Here is a 26,898-nt window from a genome sequence, read left to right on the forward strand (position 1 = left end):
AGCGTTCGTCCTGAGCCAGGATCAAACTCTCAAATTAATGATGAGTTTTAAAGCTCATTAAATGTTGTACTAAAATTCATTTGCTAGCGAATTGACTTCGCAAATGTTTGTTGTGCTAACCTAAGTTAGCAGACCCTACACATTTGTTTTGTCGAAACTTTGTTCAGTTTTCAAAGGTCTAATTTGTTGGTTGATTACCTCAACGCAACTTAATCATCATATCATCAAGGTTAAAAGTTGTCAAGAACTTTTTAAATCTTTTTTGAAGTGAATCATATTTGTTGCTTCAACAGCAACTCAATCATCATATCGCTAATATTTTAAAACGTCAAGAACTTTTTTAACTCACTTGAAATGAATTTTATTGGTTGCCTCAAACGCAACTTAATTAGAATAACAAAATCATTTTTCGTTGTCAACAACTTTTTAATTTTGTTTTTCAAATCAATATGTTGTGCCATAACAGCAACGAGTAATACTATACCAGGATAAAATTAGTTGGTCAAGCAAAATTCAAAATTAATTTTAAAAAAGAGACCTATCAAGTTGTGTTTGATAAATCTCTACTATATAAGTGACTTTTAATTAAATTGAGTTCTAACATATGATTGCATTCTAACCACAACGGGAAATGCAATCACACTACCAACGACCGCTTGCACAGCATTAGTTGGAACTCCGATAATTCCGGTTGGCAACGCATATAAGACCGAATCAGTTATAAAATAACCTGCAATCATCACAATGCTCCCCACAATCATCGCGATGACTTGCCACCGTTTGGACTTACCCGCACCAAGTTGACCGACTAGCCAACCTTCTAAGCCATGAACCACTAACGAAAATAGCATATATTGTGAATACCCTGAAATCAAATCTAAAATAAATCCGCTAGCGCCACCTACCACGGCACCACCACGGCGACCAAATAGTAACGCCGCAATCATGATCCCTGCATCACATAGATTAATATTTCCATGAGTCATGGGCACTGGTATGATCAACAATCTTGAAATCACTACGGTTACGGCAATCAGTAAACCTAACACTGCAATCGTTCGTGTGGAACGATGTTCGGGCTTCGTTTGCATAAACAACTGTCCTTTCTTTATCCCCCATTAACAACTAACAATTATCAAAAATCGATTTAACTATAGCATAGCGCAATCATCGCTGGCGAGGATAGTCTCCGGTTCATTTGTCTTCGTCAGTAACCTAACCAACTGTCTTTAATGTATTTTTAATTTTACTACACTTATTCTCATAATGCGCATAAAAAAAGAAATCGATTGCGTTAACTACAATCGATTTCTTCAAAAAGCTTATTTACTTTACTCGTGCTAAGAAATATTTTTTCTTCCCACGACGCACAATGACAAATTTACCATCAAATGCAGCTGCTGGATCGATCTCAGCATCGACATCGGTGACTTTTTCGCCATTAATCCGGATCGCACCATTCTTAATATCTTCACGGGCTTGACGCCGTGAACCTTCGAACTTCGTTGCATCGACTAACCATAAAACGATGTTTTGTTTTTCACTCGTCACATCGGCTGATGGTACACCTTTGAAACCTTGTTCGATTTCATCGGCAGTCAAAGCTTGCACATCACCTGTAAAGAGTGCCTTAGTAATATTTTCAGCTTCAACGACTGCATCTTTACCATGCACAAAGGCAGTCACTTCTTCAGCTAGACGACGTTGCGCTTCCCGTTTTTCTGGAGCGGTCTTGACGGTTTCAGCCAAACGATCGATTTCTTCATGACTCAAGAATGTGAAGTATTTCAAGTATTTGACGACGTCACGGTCATCTTGGTTAATCCAAAATTGGTAGAATTCATAAGGTGATGTCTTTTCAGGATCAAGCCAAACGGCCCCACCAGCCGTCTTACCAAACTTAGTCCCATCAGCTTTCAATAATAGCGGAATCGTCAACCCATAAGCTTCGGTTTCACTACCTTCCAAGCGATGGATCAAATCGGTCCCTGCAGTAATATTTCCCCATTGATCGGCACCACCGATTTGGAGTTGAACATGTTCGGCACGGTATAAGTGCAAGAAGTCAACTGATTGCAAAATTTGGTACGTGAATTCGGTATATGAGATTCCGACTTCAAGACGACTAGCCACAACTTCTTTATTCAACATCGTATTCACACTGAATAACTTCCCATAATCACGTAAGAAGTCTAATAATGATAATTTAGATAGCCAATCGTAGTTGTTCACGATTGAAAAGTTATCATCTGACCCGAACAACTTATGCATTTGACCACTCAAAGCATCTTGGTTGTGTTTAACTTGATCCATGGTTTGTAAAACCCGTTCGGAATTTTTACCAGAAGGATCACCAATAGCACCAGTCCCACCACCAACTAAAACGTAAGGATGATGACCCGCTAATTGGAATCGTTTTAAAATCATAAAGGGAATTAAATGCCCGATATGCATACTGTCACCAGTTGGATCAATCCCACAGTATAAGGCAATCGACTGCTTTTCTGACAATGCCTTCAAGCCGGCTTCATCAGTTTGTTGATTGATAGCACCGCGCCACTTTAAATCTTCAATAATGTTCATGCTAAATCCTCCTAAGTTTGGTCCGAAAAAACGAAAAACTCGTCCCTGTTATTACAACAGGGACGAGTTTTTCCGCGTTACCACCCAAGTTATCACTATAATGTGATCGCTCATTTATTGATAACGAAATAATCCGGCCGAATGGCAGCTCGCTTTATGTAATTCGTCATTGATCGCCGCTCGGTTCACACCAACCACCGAGTCGCTTAACGGTTGGATCAATCACTACTCATTAAAGGTCACCACTTTTAATTGTTAATTAACATCATAATCACTCAGCAACAAAATGTCAATCGTGCTGGCGCGTCTTCATCGCTAAAGTTAAAGCCACCCCATCAATCACCGCCAGCACCAACAATAATCCTAAGGCGGCCGTCGACCCTAACGCTGTTTTATGAGCCGTACTCCCTGTGGCTTGTGTTTGTACTAACGTAATCACCGCCGACACAATCGACGTCCCAGTTGCTCCAGCAAATTGCTGCAACGTATTAAAAACCGCATTTCCATCGGCTTGCTGTGCCATATCCAATTGACTCAGGCCACTAGTCATCGCATTTCCCATGATTAATCCAAGACCAATCATAAAGATGATATAAAAACCTAAGATTAGCCAACCATTCAGCTGCATCGCAAAGCCAGCAAATAACGCCACAGCGACCATCAACAAACTTGCACCGGTAAGTAAAGGTTTCGCCGCACCAAATTGATCTAAGATGCGACCACCAAGCGGCGCAAAGATTGCGCCTACCGCGGCACCAGGTAACACAAATAATCCAGCAACCATCGCAGACTTGCCATTAACCAACTGTAAATAGTTTGGCAAAATAAACGCCATGCCTAACGCATTCAATTGCAATAAGAAAAACCCGACTAAATGCCAATCGAACGAGTGGTTCTTAAAGATAGTTAAATGAATCAGCGGTTGCTTAGCACGACTAGTCCGCCAGACAAATGCGCCTAGACCGATTAAGCCAACTACTAGCATACCGAAAAAGGCTAATGGTTGCGTCGTCACTTTGGATAAATTGCTAAAAGCTAAGGTAAATCCGATAAAGATTAACCAGATTAGCATCCAACCGAAAGCATCAAAGCCGACGCGTTTCGTCGGTTGGGCTTGTCGAATCGCATATAGTCCTAAGATCAACGATACAAGCAATAACGGTAACAATAAAATAAAGATCCAATGCCAGCCAAGGCTGCTGACGACAATCCCACCAAAAGTTGGGCCCAGTGCTGGCGCAATTGCCGTAATTAACGTCCCAATGCCCATCAGTGTACCTCGTTGTTGGATCGGTACCCAATCTAAAATAATATTAAACATTAATGGTAACGCAATCCCGGTTCCCAGTCCTTGCACTACCCGACCGAGGACTAGCATATCAAAGCTTCCAGCTAGCGCATCAATCACTAAACCCGCCATAAATAACAAGTTAGCGGTAATAAACAGGGTTTTCGTCCGGAAACGTTGCTTTAAAAATGACGAAATTGGTACGATAATCGACACAACCACCAAATAAGCGGTCGTCATCCACTGCACAGTTGCCGTATTGACTTGAAACTCACGCATCAGGGCTGGAAACGTGATATTCATCGCAGTTTCCACAATCACCCCACAAAAAGATAATAAACCGGTCGCCACCACGGCTAAAATTAATTTGGCGTCTACTTTTTTGGTCATGTTTGCCACTCCATTTTAAAAATTAGTTCTAACACGAACTATTTACATATGCTAACACAAATTCTCAGTAATACCAACTAATAATTCAATTGACTTTTACGATCAGCTTTCATATAATGCCAAATAGTTAGTTAACGAACCATTATAGGAGGCTATCATGCAAACATCACTTGGCATCGCCATCAAAAAAGCCAATAACGCCCTCGCCCGCGACTCGGACCACTTTGCAAAACAACTTGGACTCACCGGGACACAAATCAGTACAATTAACTTTATCGCCGATCACGAAGCGACCCAAGATATTTTCCAACGTGATTTAGAACACGAATTTAATATTCGTAAAGCTACTGCCTCAAGCCTCGTCACCACGATGGTTGCCAAAGACTTACTCCTACGCGTGCCGGCGACCAATGACGCGCGCTATAAACGACTATTATTAACCCCACATGCACGGCAATTAGCACAAACTATCGAGGCGTTTTTCGCTAATAGCGAACGTCGAATGAGGCAACTACTGGGACCCGATTTTGACACGATTCACACCCAGTTAACACAGATCAGTCAAACCTTCACCGCTGAAAATACCTCTGCACCACAGAAAAAAGCTTGAGCCGCAGCCCAAGCTTTTTTGTCGCTTTAATTCATTAAACATCCAATGTATTTTCTCCCGTTGCAAACAAAACGGCTCGACCACTCATCGTTACCCGATCATCATGCCATTCACAATCCAATACCCCAACTCGTGCTGAGGCTTGTTGCGCATGTAATTGCCGTTTGTGAAGACGTTGAGCCCAATAAGGAATTAGATTCGAGTGTGCTGATCCAGTGACCGGATCTTCATCAACCTGTAGTTTAGGATAAAAGGCTCGTGACACAAAATCAAACGTCGTATCAGGTGCCGTGACGATAACACCCAAACCAGTTTGTAAAGCCTTAACTTTGGCCAAATCCGGTTGCATATGACGAACTGTTTCTGCATCGTCATAGACTAAAAACAAGTCACGTGCTAAATAAGCCGCCGTGGGTTTAGCTCCCATTGCAGCCGCAAAGGTCGGCTCATTTTCAATCGGTTCTGGCATTAAGCTAGGAAAGTCCAATCCATATTGATCACCTTGACGAGTCGCAGCAAGTGGTCCTTTTTGCGTTTGAAAATGTAACTCAGTCGCATCCGGTTCATAATAATTAAACAGGACGTAAGCCGTTGCCAGTGACGCATGTCCACACAAATCGATCTCTTGTTCTGGCGTAAACCAGCGCAAGTCATAATGATCACCGTTTTTAACCGTAAAGGCCGTTTCTGATAAGTGGTGTTCTAACGCGATTTTTTGCATCGTTGTTGCACTAGGCCATTTTGTTAACACGTAGACCGCCGCCGGATTGCCTTTAAAAACCTCATCATTGAACGCATCTACCAAATAAAACTTCATCGTTTCGTCACCACTTTCTTATGTATTGTCAAAATTGACATGCGTCCATTCTAATCTTAATCACATCATTTTACAATCTTTTTATAACAAAAGATCACCAACCCGATAATCGAGTTGGTGATCTTCACTTAGTTTTTAAGCCATTGATCAGCTTGACTGAATTTTAGTTCGTGAGCAGACGCTTGTGCAACTGATGTACGACCTAACGCATCGGTCAACGTCAAGGTTCGCGCCGCTGATAATCGCCAATAACCCGTTGTAACGATATCACCGATCATCAGCCGGTAACTGCCATCGGCCCGTAACGTCAAAGTTCGAGCTGACTGTGGCCGATGCCAGGTCCCAATAATGGCCTTAGCAGACACCTTTTGTGCCTGTCCTGGCGTTAGCTTTTGGACCACATGAGTCGTGTCAGTCGAGGTCTCAGTCACAGGCGTTGTCGTGCCAAATTGCTTAGCACTGGCCGTCGTCACCCACAAAAGGATGACCATCAACCCCGCAAATAAGCAGTGTCGCCACCAGATTTTAGTTGCTTTGGGCATCGGCAGCTAACTTCATCACGGTGCTGGCTTGTTGACCTTTTACTTGAGTGACTTTATCAGATTGTTGCCACTTAACCGTATTCGCTTGGCCAGATTGTGTCTGATCATAAACGGTCACCGAACCATGGGTAACATTAGTATCCGTTAACTTTTGACTCGTTAATTGATTGTTGACTTGTTTGGCGAACTTCGCTGGATTAGCTTGAACATCCGCCGTATTAGCAATCGCGGTGACTGACCAGTTATTCGTATTCCAATGAATATAAACACGACCCATCGTCCCTTGTAACTTGGCCGTGGTGCCATTACCTAGAGAAACCGTACTCCCTTTAGCCGCACCAATATAATCAACTTCGTCTTTGGCATCACTCTTGCTGTTATAGGCCGTCTTTTTATATGTGGCCGTCTTTGAACTCGTTCCAGACTTCACATAGCTCACACTATAATTCGACTTAGTCCCACTGGCACTCGTTGCTTTAACCGTTTGATCGGCCGCTTTAACTGTGGTTGGGGCTGCGGTTTGACTGACAGTCGTAACATTATCAGAAGCCGCATGAAGCACATGATTAACTGATGGGGCCGCCACTAATCCTAAAACTAGTGCACTGGTGGTCGCAAAAATTCCAACTTTAACTTTACGTTTAAATTGCATTAAAAAGTTCCTCCTTAATTCGTTACGTATGACTTATTGGCGGTAATGTATTGCCCATTTGCCGTCACCAAGTAACGTGAACCAGTTGATCGTTTGCCAACTTTAGTCACTGATACCTTGGTTCCTTTGGCGATCGCACTACGACGGTAAGTCTTGCTTAAAGAAGACTTGCTGTAACTATAGATCTTCTTGGTAGTCGTCACAGTCTTGCTACTTGGCAATGATTCAATATAAGCTGGAGTTGCATACTTCACATTGCCACTCACATAACCCTTGCTCGTCTTAATCCGATAAACACTGCCATTCTTGACAACTTTACCTTTAATCTGACTACCCTTGGTATACTTCGAACCAGTTTTAGTCTTCAAACCAGCATCCGAGTAGATATTTAAATTACTCGTGAGGTTAAAGGACCCATGTTGGCCGTACCAATAACCCGTAATGTCTTGAGCTAAGACCCATTGGTTCAACCCACTTAAGTAAACCGCTTGGGAAGAATTACCACTAGTTACCGACTTAACAGCCGTAATCTTATAAAATTTCTGTTTTGCACTGCTTGGAATCGTGGTATTCGTCCCATAATACGTTGTCGCCGCTTTATGCAAATAACCATGTTGACCAACCTTATACTTGCTGTAAGCCGTTGGTGTCGTGGTCGTTGTGGTTGACGTATTGGTATTCGTACTAGTATTAGTTGACATATTCGTCGACGTGCTCGTATCTGTCGTGGCACTGCTTGCCGCTGTCCACCAACTGATTGGATGCACACTCACAACCGCTTTACTATTATCAATATATTGATTCAATGCTGACATATAGTAGGCATCTGTATATTGCCACAGTGAATATGAGATCGTTGGCGTATATGAATAATTCGCAATCCATTGCGCATCGAAACTTTGCCGCGCAGTATTCGCATACGTGGTGGCAAAGGATTGATAAGAATAGAAGATTAATTTCTTATTCGTTAACGACCGCATCTCTTCATACCAGGCTTTAACTGCCGCATTGGTCGTGCCTGAAGTGACTGTGTTCACTTCAAAATCTAGAACATAAAAGGCCGCGTTTTTATTCGATCGATTATAAAAATCTTTGGCTTCTTGCTTAGCATCGCTGGCACTCACAAATTGGGCATAGGCATATTCACCAAATGGGACGCCATACTTTACATATAGGCTGGTGTTATTAGCCGCATATTTATCCACATAGTCAGAGCCATATTGCCGCCGGTTAATCACAAAAGAAACATTGTTCTTCATGCTCTGTACTTGTGTTGCCGTTAATTGACCTTGCCATTCAGAAATATCTGGGATTGCCTTAGTCGTATCGGCACTAGCCGACTTGGTTGCGGCCACCCCGAAACCAATCGTCACTAATGCGGCGATGGCGAGCCCACGAACAATGGGCTTTAATTGATGTGCTTTCAAAATTAGTTACCTCACTCTACCAAATTAATGTATGAACTCCTTGAACCAGACCCCTGATTTATTGCTTACGGTCCCGCCATCCCACGGGTACTTGCCATCTCCCATATCGTTAGTCTGGAAAATCCTCAAATCTTCAAACTTTCGGCCAGTGCCAAACGCTTTATGTATAAAAAATTCAATATTTCCCAATTACCTCTTATCATAAGCTTAATTTCTTGAAATTAGAAAACAGTCAGGTTGCATTTTCGTTACACAACCTTACAAAAGTTTGAAGAAAATGTAATATTTGCAACTGTTTATAGCGTACCCGATAATTTGACCAAATAAAAAAGCTCACGATTGTCTCGCGAACTCTCCTTTTAAGCTTCCGAATCAAACGCAACCTAACCAAGCAGTTGTCAAGAGCTTGATCATCCTAGCTGGTGGTTAATCACGGAAGAAGTATTGGGTTGGTACTCCAAATTCATCATGCAATTGTTGCACTTCAGTCGTATTCCACTGTGAACGGCCATGCAACTTATTCCAAACCGTATTAACACTTCGATTAATGGCATTAGCCAAGTCTTGTTGTGTAATATGATTTTGTTTAAAATAAGCGAGCAAAAGCACATCATTATCAGGTTTCATGAACACACCTCCTTCCGATATCCCCTTATGGGAATTCTACCGCATTTTTTAACTTTCGGCAACATTTAACTGTGGATTTTCCAAAATTTATGGGTAAAATAGTTATTGAGGTGGCAAACAATGTTAGCAGATGATTTAAAACGTGCTCGCCAGCAAAAAGAATTAACGTTGACTGCGGTTTCGCAACAAGTCGACGCGCGCTACCATGTTCGCATGGCGCCTTCAATGCTTTCGCGCTATGAACATGGCTATTCGATTTCAATCAATCATTTATTTGCATTAGCCGCGTTTTATCAACTCAGGCTCGATCCGCTCGTTCAAGAATTTGCCAAAACCGGTCAGCGTTATCTAACGAGGTAAACAAAAACGTCCCCTTAGCTGTGATCAGCTCAGGAGACGTTTTTAGTTTATTTGTATTTTTACATAGGATCTATATAACTCATGCTAAATTAACCACCTACGTCAGCCAGTGATTCTGCCGGCTGTGGGGACCGGCTCCAGCCAAAGTGCGGGCTTCCACCTCGCTTTTGAGCCTAGCCAAATCCGCTAGTCTCAAAAGTCGTCCACATCGTAAAGTCCGGCAAAACCATCCGGACTAACGATGTCTTCACGGCCGGCGCCATCACTGGCTGACTCCGGCTATATCGCGGACACTAATCTAGTAATCACTAATATAACCGAGAGTGAGTCCACATTGAGCCCAGCCGTGGGAAGCTCTTAGCGATTTATCGCTTAGAGCTTGGCGCTTTTGAAACACGGGTTTAGTGGTTCAAAACGACGGGCCAGACCGCCTTTTGGCTGGACCGGTCCGCCCACAGCGTTCCGGCTCAAGGTGGGCGAACGGCAAGGTGGCAAGTCACTCTACTTTTAAATGAATACTCGTCACATCAGCGACGCTTGTCCAAAAACAGCCTTTAATGTTTTAAAGTTAAAACAATGGCTTGACTGCCCATTTGGCGATACGCTGCCGCAAAGTTTTTCCACGATACGGCTTGTTGTCGTTTGCCATACGGATTATTAATATAAATCACTTTTTTAGCACGATTAAACCCGACGATCACGACACTATGCATGTCATAGGTTACTTTCACATTTCCTGTCGGAGTTGACCAGGTTTGCATCGTCGACACTGGCGCAAAACTAGCCGTTGTAATTGTCCATACCGGCCGCCCTTTTTCGAGCTGCTTGATCACATCACTAAATGAATGACCGGTTAAATCACGAACGTGTTTCGTTTCAGTTTTAGCCAACTTGTAAATGGGGCCGTGATAAACGCCCAATCCCGGTTGACTACCAGTAATGTCACCGACAAATCCGGTATTGGGATTGCCATGCTGACCATTGCTGTAAGTTAATGGCACGGTCGTTATCCGACTAGCTAATTCATTTTTAGTCACATTGATATGGGCGTAATTAAATAGCATCGTCAGTGAGGTGACTTCACAGCCGTTATATAACCGAGGAGCGGTCATTTGATTGACTAACGGGACGGCTAATTTCACCTGATTAATTGATTTAGCTTTGGGTTTGGTTGTCGTCGTATTCTTAGTTGTAAACGCCGCATCAATCCAATCAGTTCCTTGAACTACGGCAACGCCACCAACCCCGATACATAAAACCACGCCCAGCACAAGCGGCCAACGCCGCCGTTGTTGCATATGTCTTGGCATGTTACTTCCACCTTGTTTTTAATTGATTCCCCAAATAAATCATGTTATTTCCCCGCAGAGGTAATCATAACATTAAATAATTTGTAAAAACACTCAAAAGCAACTTAGTATAAACAATTTATCAGCCGAGTCCAAACTATGCCACGAGTGACCATGGTGTGGTAACCGTTAAATAGTCCCACAGTTGTAGTGGCCGGCGTGCCGGCACCGCTGTTAACCATTCTGGTTGCATCGCCCGAGTATAAATCGCCATGTCCGCCGCGGTTTGACCTTGTAACATCGTAAAGTTAACCCCACTCGCACCTAGTAACTGCTCACTAGTTCGCAGCTGTGCCAATCGTTGACGCTGATGATGTTGTTGATACCATTTTACCGGCCGGTTAGTGAGCGACAAAATACTATCAGGACTCGCTACGACTAATCGCGCTTGATTGCTGACTGGTAACGCCGCCAGAACGGTTTCCGTTTGTGAAACTAATTGGCCTGCGTCAAATTGAGTTAAAACTAGATCTTGATCAACCATTGCCGCAGTTAACCCACTAAGATCCGTGAGTTCACCAGAAATAACATTGATTTCTTTCGGCCAAGTAGTTGGTGTTTTCGTATAGACGGTTAAAGTGACTGCTAGCATTTGTTTAATTGTGGTTAGTAACGTTTCGATTTGGTTAGCCGTGAAATCACCGGCTAGTAAGATGTTTTGCATTTCAAGCACCCCTCTATTATTTCAGTAAGTTTAGTCTAACAGGTTCGAGTTAGTCGAAGGCAAGTCCCTGAAACAACTTTTTTCCAATTTTTCTCATCGACCTTTAGAAAATCTTAATTTGATAAATACTCGGTCTTATTTACAATTAAAGATGATAACGATTACAACATAGAAAGGACCTGTGCTTATGTCGACTGAAGATGAACTCGATAAACATTTACAATCTGCTATTTTCGGCACCCCAGTCTTACATCCTGATGAGCAACATCGTAACTTAGGCACCTTTCACGAACGTTTGGACCTCGGCATTACCTTCACCCAGGCTTATCGGCATGACTATACCATGCCTTTACAAACTGAAATCACCGCCCACCCAGATTACCAACTTTTAATACACGGATTACTGGATCCTGATATTTTGGAGCAATATGTTTGCTTAGCCACCAAAAACAACTTACGGTTCGCCATTCGTACTGATCTCAAATATCTCCATGAACCAGACAGCTTAGCGATTGCCTTGGCCGCGCCGAGTGCGATTACACCGGCAACCATTGACATCGATCAACGCTTTCCAGAAGCGCTGACACCACCAACACCGACGATGCCTCGGCAATTGCTCATTCAACGCCTTCATCAACGATTAGAACATAATCGTCGTGACTTCCATCATCACTTAAACTAAAATCCGCCCCCCGTCACGATGACGGCGAGCGGATTTTTTCGGCTTAAAACAATTGTAAAATGGCAATCGCAATTGGTGGCACAATTAACGCTGGTAATAGATTCAACGTATTAATCTGCTTAATTTTGAGTAACCCTAACCCGGAAGCCAAAATTAAAATACCACCGACAATCGTGATTTCGTTAATTAATACCGTACTCAATGCTGACTTCAAAACTAGCGCTAACACATAGATCGACCCTTGCCAGACAAACAGCACCCCGGCCGCAATCGCAATGCCAAACCCAAATGTTGACGCTAAGACAATCGATGTAATACCATCGAGCATCCCGTTAGTAAATAAAAAAGTATAGTCGTGCTTTAAGGCCGCTTCAATCGGCCCGAGAATTGATAATGATCCAATACAATACAGTAAAATCGCCGTGGCTAAGCCTTCAGCTAAATTACCACCCGAAAAACGACCAACCAACTTATCAAATCGACCTTGTAAGTCTAGTGCTTGTCCGATAATGCCACCGAGTGCCAAACTCACAATAAACAAAACCGGATATTTACTCTGCGGCATTCGTTGGACAACTGCGTTAATCCCAATCACGGTCGCTGCTAACCCAAGGGCCTGCATCAAAATATCATGGTACGCTGGCTTGATTCCTTTTTTAAAGACACTACCAACCGTACAACCTACCAAAATCATCGTGACATTAAAAATCGTGCCAATCATCACTTCACCCCGTTTGCCTAAAATAACTGTTAAGTGCCATTATAAAGTCTCTAGTTACTTGAGAGTCAAGCTGATTTTCGAACTGGCAATTGAATTAGTGTCACCGACTGACTCACATCATCGGTAATGCCATAATCAATTAACGCCGTTTCGATCGCAGCGCCATTGAGTTGCCAATCGTTTTGCACCACGCTCGCCAATAACTGTTGATAAGCTGGTGCTGCATTTTGATGCGTACCGGCGAAAGCCAACTGCAAGTATGTGCCACCTGCCACCTGTTGATTGGTCAGCAATTGATCTCCTGGCTCGAACAGCAATAAAATACCATCATAATGATCAAATTGCGCGTTTTTCAGCGCTGTAGCACTCAAGGTTAACGCAATCTTCCCTAGAAACACTTGCTGACTTAACGCATAGCGTTCTCTTAACTTGGCAATGACCAATTCAATATCCGCTTGTGGCGTATAATTTTGACGCAAATACACACTTGGTCGCGGTGGCAAGGTCACCGTTTGAACGACGTTTAACGGCAAGTGCTCGGCTTGATCTAATTGTGCTAAGCGATTCGTTAGTCGTTGATCGATGGCTTGTAGCGTCGTCAATTGTTGCTGAACTTGCGCTTGTTGCGTTTTCAACAGTTGCTTTAACTTGGGGATTTCCCGTGCGGCAAAAAAGTCCGCAATCGCCGGTAAACCCACGCCCAGCGCGCGAAAATAGCGAATGGTACTCAATCGTTCAAATTGAGCCGTTGAGTAATAACGATAATGGCTATGGGGATCAACTTTAGCCGGTTTAAGTAACCCCAACTCATCGTAATATCGCAAGGTTGGGACTTTCATATCAAACAAGTCAGCCAGCTGCCCAATCGTAAAATATGGAGGCATTACGTTCAGTCCTTTCACTAAAAACGCGAGCCGCCGGTTAAGATTAACCGCACGTCTCGCGTTTGATACTAAGCGTCACTTAACCTTCCTTAGTTCCTGCCACTGTAGTTTTACCAGCGCGGATTTCAGCAAGATAGCGATCACTCATTTCAGCATCAAATTCATGTTCAGATTTTCCGATAATGACCGCTGCCAATGAGTTACCGGCCACATTGACGACTGTCCGTCCCATATCAACTAGTCGATCAATCCCAGCGATAAAGGCTAAGCCTTGTACCGGCACCCCAATTGACGAAATCGTGGCAAGTAAAACCACAAACGACGCGCCCGGAACCCCGGCAATCCCTTTGGAGGTAATCATCAACACAATTAACAATGTCACTTGTTGGCTTAGTGACAAGTGAATCCCATAAGCTTGTGCCAAGAATAAGGCAGCTAATGATTGATAGATCGCTGAACCATCCAAATTAAACGTGTAGCCAGTCGGCACCACAAAGGACACAATCCCTTGACTAACGCCGTATTTACCCATTTTATCAATAATCTTAGGTAAGGCGGCTTCAGAACTGGCTGTCGAGAACCCAAGTACCATTTCATCACGGATGACCCGTAACAAATGCCAAATATTTAAGCCGAATAACCGCGCAACTAGGCCCATGACAACGACAATAAAAATCGCCATCGTCACATAGGCCAAGAAGATAAAGTAGCCAAGTGGTGCTAAAGCTTTAAGTCCCATTTGAGCCACGGTAACCCCGATTAACGCACAAACCCCAATCGGTGCAGTATGCATCACCCAGTTAGTAACTTTAAACATCGCTTCGGCGACGGCATTCATAAAGTCTAAAATGATTTTGCCTTGCTCGCCAATTGCGGCCGTCCCTAAACCAAAGAAGACGGCAAAAAAGATAACGGGAATCATATCCCCAGCCGATAACGACTTGAAGACGTTAGTTGGAATAATCCCCATAATCGTAGACCAAATACCACTGTGAGACACGGTCTTAGCTGTAGCGACATACTGGCTGATGTTACTACTGTGCAATTGGTGAATATTGATATAATCCCCAGGATGGAAGACGTTACCAACCAATAATCCCAGTCCAATCGCAATGGTCGTCATGATTTCGAAGTAAATGATGGTTTTACCACCAATTCGACCCAATTTCTTCAAATCGCCCATGTTGGCGATCCCCGTAATTAAACAGGCCACGACAATTGGTAACACAATCATTTGAATCAAACTAATGAACATCGTCCCAATATTTTGCATCGCCGTAATTGCGGTATTATTTCCGTAAAAGACGACTCCCAAAATAATCCCTAAGGCCAATCCAATTAGAATTTGCCAACCCAAACTTAATCGGAAATGGCGATAATTTTTAAGCTTAACTTCCTTTTTCAAGCGCTCTCGCTCCCCATATATGGATGTTTTAACTAAAATTGCTAGATAATATTAACATTTTAGCATAAAATTCCAGTAAATGAGAAATAAATTAGAAATCATGGTGAACGAAACCGTTTTATTTCGTCAATCGCCGATAAACCGCATCACTAACCCAGTCAGCTGTCCACATCCAAAGGACATGCCCAATCCCTTCTGAGACATGTTCTTCAATCGGTTGATCTTTAGCCCGAGGAATCGTTCCTAAGGCTGGTAAGATGGCATGATGATACAAGCCCCAGATGCCTAAACCAAAGGCAGCACTGCTACCAGCTTTGGCCTTGGGGTGTTTGCGCGCCCATAAGCTATAAGCAACAGCAAAGGTGGTCGAAAAGCCAAAATGCATCACATAACTGACCCCAGGAAGTTGTTGTCCAGAATACGTATAAGTCGCATGGGTTAAGCGCGCCGGTACGCCCATTTGTTGCAATAATTGTTGTGGCGGATTCGTTTGATCCCGTTCAGGTGTTCGTGGCGGCAAGATGTTCTCCCAACCGAGTTTAACGAGTCCAGAAATCACACCACCAGTCACGCCAGCAATCAACGCGGCCCGATGATTAATCGTTTGTTTTGTCATAATATGACCTACCTTTCACTTCATTATGTTTATGATACCAGTCTGTCACGTACAATCGAAATATTTGAATCGTTAAGTTGTTACTTTAAATGAGCAAACGACTTGCATGACTGGCAATCAATTGTTATGATTTGGTTATTCGTTTATCGATCGATAAATAAAAAAGGAGATTTTGTGATGTATTTAGGACTAAAAGAAATGTGGCATGAAAAGTTGCGCTACACATTACTAAGTGGCGTTTTACTCTTGATTGCGTTAGTCGTCTTCATGCTAGCGGGCCTCGCCAACGGCTTATCCGCCGGGAATCGACAAGCCGTTGATGTTTGGCAAGCCCGTAGTGTTTACTTGAATAAAGATGCCAATCAGACCCTAACTGCCTCTCAACTCAAGCTCACTGATCGCGATAAATTATCCAACCAGCCAGTGGCCCCGATTTCTGTGTTGTCAGGAACCTTACGGACTAATAAAAATGGCTTAAAAACATCAATCAGTGCGTTAGCTACTAGTCGAAACAGCTTCCTCATGCCAAAAGTTGTGAGTGGGCATGCCATTAACGGCAAGCATCAACTTTTAATTTCAGCGGCACTCAAAGAAAAAGGCTTCCATATTGGTCAAAAAGTCCGGGTAGGAACCACCAACCGCACTGTCAAAATTGTCGGCACTTATGCGGCCAACACGTACATGATTGCGCCAACCGCCTATACCGATACGAGTACGCTGAACTGGTTAAAATCATTACCGATAACAACGGGGAAACGGCAGTCAGTCAATGGTTTTGTCACCAAGCAAGCCACGTTTAAAAACAAGCACCATGGTGGGCTTGAAAAGCTCAGTATCGCCACGTTCATTAACAAGATTCCCGGTTACAGCGCCGAACAGCTGACCCTAAACACGATGATTTACTTCCTGTTTGTCATCGCTTTAGCGATTATTGGGATCTTCATGTTCGTTTTAACCCTTCAAAAGAAACCACTTTTCGGGGTATTGAAAGTACAAGGTATTGGCACTAACCATATCTTGGCTGCTTTGCTGACTCAAAGTATTGCCATGGCCCTGATCGGCATTATCTTGGGGTTGGGTATTACCGTTGGCCTCGCGCAAATTATGCCAGCCGGGTTACCCTTTGCGATTAACTGGCCACAATTTGGCCTTTACGGTTTAGCCTTGTTGCTAGCATCGGTCATTGGCGCATTGCTTTCATGGCGCACCGTCGCTAAAATTGACCCCGTTGTGGCACTCGGATAGGAGGGATTCTTTATGACAACACCAGTCTTAGCATTAAAACAAATCACCAAACAATTCGGTCAAGGTCATACCGCCGTTCAAGCGTTAAAACAAGCTGACTTTGAAATCTATCCCGGCCAATTTGTCGCCATCATCGGCCCTAGTGGCTCCGGTAAAAGTACCTTTCTGACGATTGCCGCTGGCTTGCAAACGCCAACGAGCGGACAGGTCTTATTGAACGGGACCGAACTTGACAGTCAGTCTGAAAAAAGTCGCTTGGCATTTCGATTTAACGAAATCGGCTTTATTTTACAAAGCTCAAACTTGATTCCATTCTTAACGGTAACGGAACAACTTAAACTTGTTGATAAATTGGCACATCGATCATTTCAAAAAGAACGCGCGACAACGCTATTGTCGCAACTCGCCTTAACGGAAGTCGCAACGTCATATCCCAACGAACTCTCTGGTGGTGAACGACAACGTGTGGCGATTGTTCGGGCGTTGTATAATGATCCGAGCGTGATTCTAGCCGATGAACCCACCGCTAGTTTAGATACGCCCCGCTCCATCGATGTCGTTAAACGTCTCGCAGACGAAGCCCACCAACATCAAAAGGCCATTGTTATGGTAACCCATGATCAACGGCTCATTGGTGATTGTGATGTTGTTTATCAAATCGAAGACGGGATCATGACCCGTCAAAAATAGTATAAAAAAGCTAGCAGTCATTTTGATTGCTAGCTTTTTTTGTGCTAATTTTATTAATTTGCTAAAGGTCGGAAAATAATTGTAGCAATAGAGGCCTTACCAGTACTGGCCTGAGTTGACTTTTTCTTACTACATATTAGGTGTCGATTGATAACGTTCAGCTAAGAAATCTGCTAACGGTAAATTAAATTGATCACGTTGCTTGGCAAACAAGTCCGCAAACGTGCCAGTCAAGATCTCATCGTCATGGTGGTCAATTAATTTTTCCGCCCACGTTGGATCAAATAATAGTTGTTCGCCGACTGCAACTAAATCCGCATGCGCCAAGACATTCGTCACATCATCACGATTACGAACGGCCCCAACGCCGACAACTGGCAAACGACCGGCTACATGCTCATAAACATATGCCAACGCTGTCTTCGCCTGATATTCTTTGGCCCGGGTGACACGATCATACGTATTTAATGAAAGATGCAAATAATCTAAATCATATTTAGCCAGTTCATCAATTAAATATAGCGTGTCAGCAAATCGAATCCCTGGCGTTTCAAATTCTTCGGGTGACACCCGATAGCCCACGATAAATGGCCGATCAGCATATTGTTTAACCGCCGCAAAAACCACATCTAACATCGCCTTGATAAAGTGCGTCCGTTTTTCACGGTCACCACCCCATTGATCGGTCCGCCGATTAGAATGTGGCGAAAAGAACTGCTGAATCAAATACGTATTCGCACCGTGTAATTCAATCCCATCAAATCCGGCTTGAATCGCGCGGCGAGTAGCATCGCCAAAGGCTGCGATAGTTGCTTGAACTTCATCGTCAGTCATTGCACGTGGTGTTTCAGCATTGGGCCGCGCCGCTGGAATCGCACTTGCCGATACCGTTTGAACGCCACCAAGCGTGGCCTTTTCAGTCATCCGACCAGCATGGACAATCTGAACAATCGCTTTTGCCCCAGCATTTTGAATGGCTGTCGCCAAATCATGCAACCGTGGGATCATCGCATCATCGGCGATACTCAATTCACCCGGCCACCCTTTACCGCCAGCTTGCACATTGGCCGCACCAGTAATAATGGCACCCACGCCATGGGCCCGTTGTTCATAATAGTGAATTTCATCGGTGGTGACTTGCCCATCAAAGAAACTCTGCCGTGTTGTCATTGGCGACATCATCAACCGATTCTTTAAGGTAACACCTGATTTCAATGTTAGTTCATCTGTAAATTCAACCATTTTAAAGATCCTTTCTTATTTAGCCAATAACTTTACGACCGCTTCGGCAACGCCTTTAGCGGATTGTGGGTTTTGTCCAGTCACCAAGTTGCCATCGACCACAACGTGTTCAGTGTAGGCTGGTGAACTGGTATACTGACCACCGGCTTTGATGAGCGCATCTTCTGTTAAGAATGGCACCGCATCGGTCAACTGATTGATCGTTTCTTCTTCATTAGAGAAACCAGCGACTTGCTTGCCAGCAATTAATGCTTGACCATCAGTTCCATGCAAGCCTAATAATCCGACAACACCATGACAAACGGCAGCCGTCACGCCACCATTTTGATGAATCGCATCGGCCAATTTTGCCAAATCTGGATTGTTCGGAAAGTCCCACAAAACACCATGACCACCGGCAAAAAAGATCGCGTCATAAACTGTCGGATTAACATCTTTAGGCGCCAAGCTTTGAGCCAGATATTGATTGCGGAAATCCGCATTATCATAAAATTTCCAAGTCAGGTCATCCATATCCGCTAAACTACCAGGATCTAACGGGACATAACCACCCTTGGGACTAACATAGTCTACGTCAATTTTATTTTCCGCCATGACTGCATGAAAATGCACACTTTCACTGAGCCATAATCCAGTAGCACGTTTTAAATCACCAAATCGATGGTTATTAGTCACCACAACTAAAACTTTTGTCATCTTGAATCGCTCCTCTGTCTTGATAATCTCAAGATAGCACCTAAAGTCGGGTTGAGGTCAACGAATTAGTTCGCTGCAACTAGCAAAGTTTCTAAATCAACGGCACAAAGTCCGCCTGGATAGCGTTCTAATAATTTACCTAACGTGTCTTGGGCCTCAGTTTGACCACTAGCTGCTAAGTAATCCGAAAACTCACAAGCAAGTTGATGCTCACTAATCGTTAACCGATCTATCCCACCAACGGCTTCAGCTTGATCGTAGTACCACTGTTTGTATTGCACATAAACTTGGGTCATCCGTAAACAATCGACTTTTGCTTGCAATTGGGCCGCTCGCTGAGCAAAAAAATCAGCTCGCGCCGTTAATGTCGTCGAACCAGCCTCATAGAGTTTCAAAAAATCAGCAATTTCGTCCAACGAGGCATCCGCTCGTTTCAGATTAATGATTTGTTGCACCAATTCCACATCATGATCACTAAATTGGCGACGCCCCGCCGCATCACGTTCAATGGTTGGCAATAATCCTTCTTTTTCATAAAACCGTAATGTCGGTACGGTTATGCCACACTTAGCGGCCACTTCACCGATTGCATAACTCATCAGCACACGTCCTTTGTTTGTCATTAAGTAACGTTAGTTTAACGCATTTTCATGACTTTTTGCCGTTTGGGGTCTGATTGAATCACATCAAAAAAGGAGTTTGGGACTGATCCCAAACTCACAACTAAAACTGACTATATATTATGCTGAAGATTGAAAGTTACTTTTAGCAGCAATTACCGATATGGTAAGCATGCTACCATCAAGAATAGGTTGACTTGCCACCTACCGTTCGCCCACCTCAAGCCGGAACGCTGTGGGCGGACCGGTCCAGCCAAAAAGCGGTCTGGCCCATCGTTTTGAATCGCCAAACCCGCGTTTCAAAAGCGCCGATCTCTAAGCAATAAATCGCTAAGAGTTCCCACGGCTGGGCTCAATGTGGACTCACTCTCGGTTATGACCGTGACCACTAGATCAATTAATATCCCCAAACTAACCGGAGTCAGCCAGTGATGGCGCCGGTCGTGAAAGCATCGTTAGTCCGGAAGATTTTGCCGGACTTTACGATGCGGACGACTTTTGAGACTAGCGGTTTAGGCTAGGCTTAAAAGCGAGGTGGCAGCCCGAACTTTGGCTGGAACCGGTCCCCACAGCCGGCAGAATCACTGGCTGACGTAGGTGACTAATTCAGAGCACTAATTAGTACTGATATGACTGCTATCGTCATATTTAACTTTCATCCTTTAATGATTACTGTAAAATCTGTTGCTTTAAATTCACCATTTCCAAGACACTTAACGCACAGTCGGCACCCTTATTGCCTCCTTTAACGCCGGCACGATTAACGGCTTGTTTGACCGTGTCCGTCGTTAACACGCCAAACATTGTTGGTAATCCTGTCTGTAATCCGACTTGGGCGATACCTTTAGACACTTCACTGCAGACGTAATCATAATGTGACGTTTCACCACGAATCACTGCGCCTAACGTGATTAAACCGTCATAGTGCTTAGTTGCCGCTAACTGCTGTGTGGCTAACGGAATCTCAAAAGCCCCAGGCACCCAAGCCACATCGATATCGATTGCTGCGACCCCATGCCGAATCAAACTATCCTGTGCACCAGCCAATAATTTTTCAGTCACAAAATTATTAAACCGTGCCACCACAATTCCGATTTTTAACCCGTTACCTTGATAGTCACCACTAAAAGTTGTCATTGTTTTTGCCTCCATTATAAAGTTGCTGATAATTGATGATGAAATTTGTCACGCTTCGTCTTTAGATAAGCCGCATCGTGCTCATTAGCAGGAATTTCTAACGGCACCCGTTCAACCACGTCAATGCCGTAAGCCGTTAATTGATCGACTTTATCCAAATTATTAGTCATTAAACGAATCTTCGTGATCCCCAGCGCATGTAGCATCACAGCCGCTTGATCATAACGCCTTGCATCTGCCGGTAACCCTAACTGAACATTCGCGTCATACGTATCAACGCCTTGTTCTTGTAAATGATAAGCACGTAGCTTATTGGCTAAGCCAATCCCACGACCTTCTTGTCGCAAGTATAGTAACAACCCGCGGCCTTGATCGCCAATCGTCTGTAAGGCAGTTTGAAGTTGCTGCCCGCAATCACAACGTTGTGACCCAAAAACATCACCCGTTAAACATTCTGAATGCAGCCGTACCAATACCGGTTCATCTGTGTTTAAGTTGCCTAGCTGTAAGGCTAATTGCAGTTGATTCTCGCCTGGTAATTGCATACCGGTCAAGTTAAATTGACCGTGAACCGTGGGCAATTTCACCGGATCTAATTGCGTTAACGTTGGTTGCGTTTGCCGAACCCGATAAGCCGCAATATCTGCCACGGTAATCATCGGAATCTTTAAGCCTTCCGCGAGTGCTTTTAATTCTTTGCGTCGTGCCATTAACCCATTCTTTTTCACAATCTCACAAATATAAGCAGCGGGGGTGACGCCGGCTAATTTCGCTAAATCTACCGCCGCTTCGGTATGACCGCGTCGTTCTAGGACACCACCCGCACGGGCAATTAATGGGAACATGTGCCCCGGATGATAAAAATCATCGGGTTGGCTAGTTGGATCAGCGACATGGCGAATCGTTGTCGCCCGATCGGCCGCTGAAATGCCCGTAGTAGTGGTGTGATGGTCCAGCGATACCGTAAAGGCCGTGCCAAACGCATCATGACTTTTGGTTGTCATCAAGTCTAAGTCCAAACGTTCCGCAATCGTCGGTGCAACTGGTAAACATAACAGCCCACGAGCCGAAGTAATCATCCGATTAACGGTTTCGGTGGTCGCAAATTCTGCTAATCCAACCATATCGCCTTCCGCTTCACGCGATTCATCATCGGCGACAATAATTAAGCCACCTTGTTTTAATACGGCCAAAGCCGCTTCCACTTTGCTTTCAATTGACATCTTAATACGTTCCCTTCAATTGCGTTTGCTTCACCAAATATTTTCCTAGTACATCGGTTTCAATATTGACCGCACAGCCTAGTTTGAGTGACCCTAGCGTCATTGCCTGTTGCGAATGAGGAATCAGATCAATTTCAAAGCTGGTCGCAGTCACCGTCACAATGGTTAAACTCACGCCATCAATCGCCACCGAGCCTTTTTCAACCACATATGGTTGATACGCTGCCGGTAACTTAAAAAATAACTTAATCGCATTTTGATCAACTTGCCGGCGGATTAATTGACTCAGATAATCAACATGACCTAAGACAAAGTGACCATCTAACCGTCCATTCGCCGCTAATGCACGTTCCAAATTTACTAATTGTCCCGGTCGTAACTGACCAAGATTGGTTCGCCGCACACTCTCTGGCATGACCTCAACAGTAAAATCTGGCGTCGCCAATTGGGTGGCGGTTAAACAAACCCCGTTAACCGCAATGCTATCGCCGAGTTTCAAATCAGGTGTTACAATATCGGCCGCCGTAATCGTTAATCGCAAGGTTTGGCCTTGCCGTTGAACCTGTTTGACGTGTCCTTTAGTTTGCACAATTCCTGTAAACATTCAGTCAACCACCTTTCGTTGCCACTGAACCTTCAAGTTATCTCCCAATGGCGTCACCACTGGTGCTTGAAAGGCCAACGCTTGTGGCTTGGTTGGTCCTTGAATCGCCGGTAACGCGGTTCCGCCAAATAAGGTCGGCGCTAAATACCAGATCACTTCATCGACTAATCCGGCCGCCGCAAAACTAGCTTGCACGTGACTACCGCCTTCAACTAGTAGTGATTGCCAGCCTTGTTGCGCACACCAGTTGCTAATTTTGGTTGGCGTCCAATCATCAACTAGCACGTGCACATTGGCTCGCCTAGCTAAAAGGCCATCACTCGTTGAGCCCTGTCGACACAGTAAATACGTTGGGATAACGCCTGCAACCGGACTGTCAACGCGGGATCATCCGTCGTTAGCGTCCGTTCACCAATCAAAATGGCTTGGCTCTGACTACGCAATCCTTGACTATCCACGTAAGCGGCTTGATTCGAAATTAAGCTCCGCTGACCAGCCTGCGCATTCACCTTGCCGTCTAAAGTAAGCGCCGCTTTTAACGTGATCCACGGCCGTTGATGCGTATAAAACCAGTTATAATGCGGATTTAACGCTTTGACCTGCGCCGTTAAACAGCCGGTTTCCACAATGACGCCATGCGCGACTAAATAATCGCGACCACGACCAGCTACTACTGGATGTGGATCAAGTTGGCCAATGACGACTTTGGCAATGCCGGCCGCCACGACCCGTCGACAACACGGTGGCGTTTTGCCAAAATGACTGCAAGGTTCTAACGTCACAATCAAAGTCGCCCCTTTAGCGACCGCTGCCGACACTTGCTTGAGCACATCAACTTCGGCATGGTCACCGCCAAAGTGATGATGATACCCAACGGCAATGACTCGGTCGTCTTTGACTAACACGGCCCCGACTTGCGGATTCGTGTACGTTGCCACCCCACCTAACCTAGCCTGAGCGATTGCTAAACGCATCGCTTCTGTTGCTATCATTTGTCGCACCTCCATAAAAAAACACCCCGCTATTTTTAAATAACGGGGTGTTTCATGAGTTGCTAAATCGATTTCATCCGTGGCATGTCTAAATAAACCATTAACGGTTTACCAAAAAGACTGCTAGTTCGATCAAACAGCAATTATTTTCTTCTCCCATCCTGACTTTACAGTCGGTTCCAGACTCTCACTGGATCAGCCACGCGCACGTGGGTCACGGACTTCAACGCCATTGGCATTGTCACCGTCGGTCGGGAATTACACCCTGCCCCGAAGAAATCGTATTTAGTTTTCAAAGCATAGTTTAACGATAACGTGATGAATTTGTCAACACGCTTTTGATAATTCGGTTTTGTGAACGATTATTAAGACGCTTATTGCAAGCGTTTTCTGAAAATAAATTCAGAAAGCTAACCAGCTGTTTGTTTTTCAATAATTGTCGCTAATAACTGGCCTGCACCTTGACCAGCTCGCACATCATAATAAGCTTGAAACCGCGCATCTGCTCGATACAGCGCCGCTAAGCCCCGATGCTTTTCAACCGAATATGTCGGCCAAAAATAATGTAACCATTGCCGATGATCCTGGAAAACTTGTTGCGCTGTCTCGCCAGTCACCTCACCACTCACTAATACGGCTTTCAAGTTAGTGATTAATCGTGCCTCCACCGTTTGGCTTGCCTGATAATCACCCGCACTTAATTTAGCGAATTGTTGTTCAGCCGCTTTAAGCGTCGTTTCATCGTAAGTGGCTGTCAGTTCATCCCCGTAAGTTGCGTTATTTTCGGCTAACTTTGCTTGTTTAAACGCGGCAAATTTTTCAGTATCTGTCATGGTTGTGCCTCCTTGTTGACTTGCCAATGTTGCTTGGACTAAAGCTAGTAATCGATCGAGCTGCTGGCGTCGATCTTGCAACTGTTGCGCTTGCTGTTTTAAAGCGTCGATGCGCGTTGCAGCATCAGCGGTTAACAACTCCTTGATCGCTTTTAACGGCACACCTAACACTTGATACAAGCGAATCTGCTGCAACTGATCCACTTGTACCGTTTCATAATAACGATAACCATTCTCACCCACATAGGCAGGCGGCAATAAGCCAATTTCATCATAATATCGTAATGTCCGCACACTGACGCCTGCCAGCCGCGCCAGGGCCGTAATTTGATATGCCATTCAGTCAGCCTCCTTTCTCAATAAATTCAGTTTAAACCGTCACGTTACGTTAGGGTCAAGTCAAAAATAAAAGAGCTTAGATTTTCACCTAAACTCTAGCTTCATAGCTAATTAAGTTGTTGAGGTAATTTGTACCGCAACGCGCGATAAACCAAGGCCACGACGTAAACCGTTAAGAATCGGTCTAGGTAATCCGTACCAATTTGGATCACAAAAACCGCCAATGGTTTGCTGAGACCCGTTCCCAACAGAACCTGTACTAACATGCTTGATCCAGATGACGTTATCCCATGAAACAACATCACTGTAATTAACGTACTGAGTAACGTGCCAGGCAACGACACGACTAACGCTAACCACCAGTTTTGTCGAAAACTCGCTGGCTTCACCCGCCGATAAACGAACCCAGCCACGAGCCCTGTTACTAATTGGACCGGCATAAAGAACAACGAATAGAGGTCAGTGGTCGCCCCGACAATTAAGCCAGTCGCGCCACCAGCAACCATCCCACCGAGCGGTCCAAATACCGCCGCGGCTAAAACCGTACCGATTGAATCCAAATAAATGGGTAACTTCAACATGAGCGCGATATTACTGCCGACAATGTTTAGGGCAATACACAACGCGAGTAAGGTCAACGTACGCACTTTTAGTTTCATGCGTGACCTCCTAGTAATTGATGCAAGGTCGTGCTCAAGTCAGGATCAGTCGCACCAACGACCCGCGATAAGAACAGGCGCCAGAACGTGTTAACGTCGACATCCGTCATGATATGACTATTGTTGGCACGATGCCAGAAATCATGATCATCTACAATCGATTGTCCGCGGGCCACATCATCGGTCGCAACGACCGTGGTATAGGCATCAAAGCCGCCTAAGATTTCGGGATCAATCATTGCAGCCACGGCCAATGGATCATTAATCACACAACCAATCACCCGTTCATACTCCCAATGAAAATCAAAGTAGAAACGTGTGATTTTAGCAATGAACTGACCCATTTCTGGATTAATGGCCCGCATATATTCTAAAATGCTAGGTGTTAAAACGATCTTACGAGTGACATCTAGGCCAACCATTTCAATCGGAACTGGCATGAGGTCAAACGTTAATTTAGCGGCATCGGGATCACACCAGAAGTTATATTCTGCGACTGGTGAACAGTTCCCATGACTACGATAATTACCGCCCATTAGGACAAAGCGATCAACTTGATCAAATAAATGAGCGTCACGCTGTAAAACTTGCGCAATATTGGTTAATGGTCCTAACGCTAAGATCGACGTGGTTGGCTCTTCAGTTAGTGTGCGTTCGATAAAGGCAACCCCATCTTGCGCCGCATGGACTTTCGTGACCGCGGGGATCTGACTATTACCTAGGCCATCGTCGCCATGCGTATCTTGGGCACTAGTATAAGCCACCTCAAGTGGGCGATTTTCTCCCATAAAAACAGGGATATCTAAACGATCGGCTAACGCTAAAATTTTGAGCGCATTTTCGGCACCAATATGGGTGGGCACATTGCCACACACGGTGGTAATGCCCACCACATTTAATTCCGGTGAGTTTAAGGCCAATAAAATGGCTAAGCTATCATCGATCCCGGGATCACAATCAATGATGACGTTACGAGCTGCATTCATGTCTCCTACCTCCGA

The 26,898-nt window shown here is 44.4% G+C and carries 30 protein-coding genes, 1 riboswitch and 1 other annotated feature; of the genes, 5 read left to right on the forward strand and 25 right to left on the reverse strand.

Annotated elements, in window-relative coordinates; all coding sequences use genetic code 11:
• Positions 1–581: 581 nt before the first annotated feature.
• From FFM84_RS13400 to FFM84_RS13410, 3 genes are all read right to left on the reverse strand, one after another.
• Positions 582–1,091, reverse strand: a complete 510-nt coding sequence (locus tag FFM84_RS13400) for an ECF transporter S component (RefSeq protein ID WP_130845787.1) — start codon at positions 1,089–1,091, stop codon at positions 582–584.
• A 235-nt stretch (positions 1,092–1,326) separates the two neighbouring features.
• The gene (gene tyrS, locus FFM84_RS13405; protein WP_130845788.1) at positions 1,327–2,583 is read right to left on the reverse strand and encodes a tyrosine--tRNA ligase; all 1,257 of its coding nucleotides are present in this window, start codon (positions 2,581–2,583) and stop codon (positions 1,327–1,329) included.
• 55 nt (positions 2,584–2,638) lie between these two features.
• Positions 2,639–2,835, reverse strand: a binding site (T-box leader).
• A gap of 37 nt (positions 2,836–2,872) precedes the next feature.
• The gene (locus FFM84_RS13410) at positions 2,873–4,261 is read right to left on the reverse strand and encodes a DHA2 family efflux MFS transporter permease subunit (RefSeq protein ID WP_130845789.1); all 1,389 of its coding nucleotides are present in this window, start codon (positions 4,259–4,261) and stop codon (positions 2,873–2,875) included.
• Positions 4,262–4,418: 157 nt separating this feature from the next.
• Between FFM84_RS13410 and FFM84_RS13415 the strand changes: the two genes are divergently transcribed.
• Positions 4,419–4,871, forward strand: a complete 453-nt coding sequence (locus FFM84_RS13415) for a MarR family winged helix-turn-helix transcriptional regulator (protein ID WP_130845790.1) — start codon at positions 4,419–4,421, stop codon at positions 4,869–4,871.
• 34 nt (positions 4,872–4,905) lie between these two features.
• Here the strand turns inward: FFM84_RS13415 and FFM84_RS13420 are convergent, their stop codons facing one another.
• The 5 genes from FFM84_RS13420 to FFM84_RS13440 all read right to left on the reverse strand — a co-directional run bounded on the left by FFM84_RS13420 (position 4,906) and on the right by FFM84_RS13440 (position 8,936).
• Entirely contained in the window at positions 4,906–5,688 is a 783-nt protein-coding gene (locus FFM84_RS13420; RefSeq protein ID WP_130845791.1) for a PhzF family phenazine biosynthesis protein, read from the reverse strand.
• Positions 5,689–5,816: 128 nt separating this feature from the next.
• Positions 5,817–6,230 (reverse strand): hypothetical protein, encoded by a 414-nt coding sequence (locus FFM84_RS13425; protein WP_130845792.1) that lies wholly within the window; start codon positions 6,228–6,230, stop codon positions 5,817–5,819.
• Entirely contained in the window at positions 6,214–6,882 is a 669-nt protein-coding gene (locus tag FFM84_RS13430; protein ID WP_130845793.1) for a hypothetical protein, read from the reverse strand. Before FFM84_RS13430 ends, FFM84_RS13425 begins: the two co-directional genes overlap by 17 nt.
• Before the next feature lie 14 nt (positions 6,883–6,896).
• Positions 6,897–8,255 (reverse strand): GH25 family lysozyme, encoded by a 1,359-nt coding sequence (locus FFM84_RS13435; RefSeq protein WP_443093507.1) that lies wholly within the window; start codon positions 8,253–8,255, stop codon positions 6,897–6,899.
• 480 nt (positions 8,256–8,735) lie between these two features.
• Positions 8,736–8,936, reverse strand: a complete 201-nt coding sequence (locus tag FFM84_RS13440) for a helix-turn-helix domain-containing protein (RefSeq protein ID WP_130845795.1) — start codon at positions 8,934–8,936, stop codon at positions 8,736–8,738.
• 120 nt (positions 8,937–9,056) lie between these two features.
• Between FFM84_RS13440 and FFM84_RS13445 the strand changes: the two genes are divergently transcribed.
• Positions 9,057–9,296 (forward strand): helix-turn-helix domain-containing protein, encoded by a 240-nt coding sequence (locus FFM84_RS13445; protein WP_130845796.1) that lies wholly within the window; start codon positions 9,057–9,059, stop codon positions 9,294–9,296.
• A gap of 554 nt (positions 9,297–9,850) precedes the next feature.
• Here FFM84_RS13445 and FFM84_RS13450 read toward each other — a convergent pair.
• Both FFM84_RS13450 and FFM84_RS13455 read right to left on the reverse strand, forming a co-directional pair.
• Positions 9,851–10,606: a C39 family peptidase gene (locus tag FFM84_RS13450; protein ID WP_130845797.1), complete on the reverse strand. Its 756-nt coding sequence runs from the start codon at positions 10,604–10,606 to the stop codon at positions 9,851–9,853.
• Between the two features lie 136 nt (positions 10,607–10,742).
• Positions 10,743–11,309: an NAD(P)H-binding protein gene (locus FFM84_RS13455; protein ID WP_130845798.1), complete on the reverse strand. Its 567-nt coding sequence runs from the start codon at positions 11,307–11,309 to the stop codon at positions 10,743–10,745.
• A 187-nt stretch (positions 11,310–11,496) separates the two neighbouring features.
• Here FFM84_RS13455 and FFM84_RS13460 point away from each other — a divergent pair, with 187 nt between their 5' ends.
• The gene (locus tag FFM84_RS13460; protein WP_130845799.1) at positions 11,497–11,991 is read left to right on the forward strand and encodes a YueI family protein; all 495 of its coding nucleotides are present in this window, start codon (positions 11,497–11,499) and stop codon (positions 11,989–11,991) included.
• Between the two features lie 43 nt (positions 11,992–12,034).
• On the opposite strand, the gene FFM84_RS13465 is transcribed toward FFM84_RS13460, so the two are convergent.
• From FFM84_RS13465 to FFM84_RS13480, 4 genes are all read right to left on the reverse strand, one after another.
• Positions 12,035–12,712 (reverse strand): DUF554 domain-containing protein, encoded by a 678-nt coding sequence (locus FFM84_RS13465; RefSeq protein ID WP_130845800.1) that lies wholly within the window; start codon positions 12,710–12,712, stop codon positions 12,035–12,037.
• Positions 12,713–12,777: 65 nt separating this feature from the next.
• Positions 12,778–13,596 carry a MerR family transcriptional regulator gene (locus FFM84_RS13470; protein ID WP_130845801.1) on the reverse strand — a complete coding sequence of 273 codons (819 nt, stop codon included), beginning with the start codon at positions 13,594–13,596 and terminating at the stop codon, positions 12,778–12,780.
• A 79-nt stretch (positions 13,597–13,675) separates the two neighbouring features.
• Entirely contained in the window at positions 13,676–15,001 is a 1,326-nt protein-coding gene (locus tag FFM84_RS13475) for a dicarboxylate/amino acid:cation symporter (RefSeq protein ID WP_130845802.1), read from the reverse strand.
• Between the two features lie 118 nt (positions 15,002–15,119).
• Positions 15,120–15,617: a YagU family protein gene (locus tag FFM84_RS13480; RefSeq protein WP_130845803.1), complete on the reverse strand. Its 498-nt coding sequence runs from the start codon at positions 15,615–15,617 to the stop codon at positions 15,120–15,122.
• Between the two features lie 177 nt (positions 15,618–15,794).
• On the opposite strand from FFM84_RS13480, the gene FFM84_RS13485 reads away from it, so the two are divergent.
• Both FFM84_RS13485 and FFM84_RS13490 read left to right on the forward strand, forming a co-directional pair.
• A complete protein-coding gene (locus tag FFM84_RS13485) occupies positions 15,795–16,862 on the forward strand; it encodes an ABC transporter permease (protein ID WP_130845804.1) in 1,068 nt (355 codons plus the stop codon).
• A gap of 12 nt (positions 16,863–16,874) precedes the next feature.
• The gene (locus FFM84_RS13490) at positions 16,875–17,552 is read left to right on the forward strand and encodes an ABC transporter ATP-binding protein (RefSeq protein ID WP_130845805.1); all 678 of its coding nucleotides are present in this window, start codon (positions 16,875–16,877) and stop codon (positions 17,550–17,552) included.
• A gap of 129 nt (positions 17,553–17,681) precedes the next feature.
• Here the strand turns inward: FFM84_RS13490 and FFM84_RS13495 are convergent, their stop codons facing one another.
• The 11 genes from FFM84_RS13495 to FFM84_RS13540 all read right to left on the reverse strand — a co-directional run bounded on the left by FFM84_RS13495 (position 17,682) and on the right by FFM84_RS13540 (position 26,883).
• Positions 17,682–18,794, reverse strand: a complete 1,113-nt coding sequence (locus FFM84_RS13495; protein WP_130845806.1) for an NADH-dependent flavin oxidoreductase — start codon at positions 18,792–18,794, stop codon at positions 17,682–17,684.
• 15 nt (positions 18,795–18,809) lie between these two features.
• Positions 18,810–19,490, reverse strand: a complete 681-nt coding sequence (locus FFM84_RS13500) for a type 1 glutamine amidotransferase domain-containing protein (RefSeq protein WP_130845807.1) — start codon at positions 19,488–19,490, stop codon at positions 18,810–18,812.
• Positions 19,491–19,555: 65 nt separating this feature from the next.
• Positions 19,556–20,089 carry a MerR family transcriptional regulator gene (locus tag FFM84_RS13505; protein ID WP_165444396.1) on the reverse strand — a complete coding sequence of 178 codons (534 nt, stop codon included), beginning with the start codon at positions 20,087–20,089 and terminating at the stop codon, positions 19,556–19,558.
• A gap of 690 nt (positions 20,090–20,779) precedes the next feature.
• A complete protein-coding gene (gene ribH / locus FFM84_RS13510) occupies positions 20,780–21,247 on the reverse strand; it encodes a 6,7-dimethyl-8-ribityllumazine synthase (protein WP_130845809.1) in 468 nt (155 codons plus the stop codon).
• 14 nt (positions 21,248–21,261) lie between these two features.
• Positions 21,262–22,470 (reverse strand): GTP cyclohydrolase II, encoded by a 1,209-nt coding sequence (gene ribA, locus FFM84_RS13515; RefSeq protein ID WP_130845810.1) that lies wholly within the window; start codon positions 22,468–22,470, stop codon positions 21,262–21,264.
• Position 22,471: 1 nt separating this feature from the next.
• A complete protein-coding gene (locus FFM84_RS13520; protein WP_130845811.1) occupies positions 22,472–23,074 on the reverse strand; it encodes a riboflavin synthase in 603 nt (200 codons plus the stop codon).
• Positions 23,075–23,359: a RibD family protein gene (locus FFM84_RS16345; protein ID WP_225425318.1), complete on the reverse strand. Its 285-nt coding sequence runs from the start codon at positions 23,357–23,359 to the stop codon at positions 23,075–23,077.
• A 20-nt stretch (positions 23,360–23,379) separates the two neighbouring features.
• The gene (gene ribD / locus FFM84_RS13525) at positions 23,380–24,066 is read right to left on the reverse strand and encodes a bifunctional diaminohydroxyphosphoribosylaminopyrimidine deaminase/5-amino-6-(5-phosphoribosylamino)uracil reductase RibD (RefSeq protein WP_225425319.1); all 687 of its coding nucleotides are present in this window, start codon (positions 24,064–24,066) and stop codon (positions 23,380–23,382) included.
• Between the two features lie 144 nt (positions 24,067–24,210).
• A riboswitch (FMN riboswitch) is annotated at positions 24,211–24,348 on the reverse strand.
• 128 nt (positions 24,349–24,476) lie between these two features.
• Complete coding sequence (locus tag FFM84_RS13530; protein WP_130845812.1) at positions 24,477–25,238, reverse strand: MerR family transcriptional regulator; 762 nt, start codon at positions 25,236–25,238, stop codon at positions 24,477–24,479.
• A 107-nt stretch (positions 25,239–25,345) separates the two neighbouring features.
• Complete coding sequence (locus FFM84_RS13535; protein ID WP_130845813.1) at positions 25,346–25,897, reverse strand: ECF transporter S component; 552 nt, start codon at positions 25,895–25,897, stop codon at positions 25,346–25,348.
• A complete protein-coding gene (locus FFM84_RS13540) occupies positions 25,894–26,883 on the reverse strand; it encodes a nucleoside hydrolase (RefSeq protein ID WP_130845814.1) in 990 nt (329 codons plus the stop codon). Before FFM84_RS13540 ends, FFM84_RS13535 begins: the two co-directional genes overlap by 4 nt.
• Positions 26,884–26,898 lie beyond the last annotated feature (15 nt).

Origin of the sequence: Lactiplantibacillus mudanjiangensis, assembly GCF_005405385.1 — a bacterium.
In the GTDB taxonomy this organism is placed as follows: domain Bacteria; phylum Bacillota; class Bacilli; order Lactobacillales; family Lactobacillaceae; genus Lactiplantibacillus; species Lactiplantibacillus mudanjiangensis.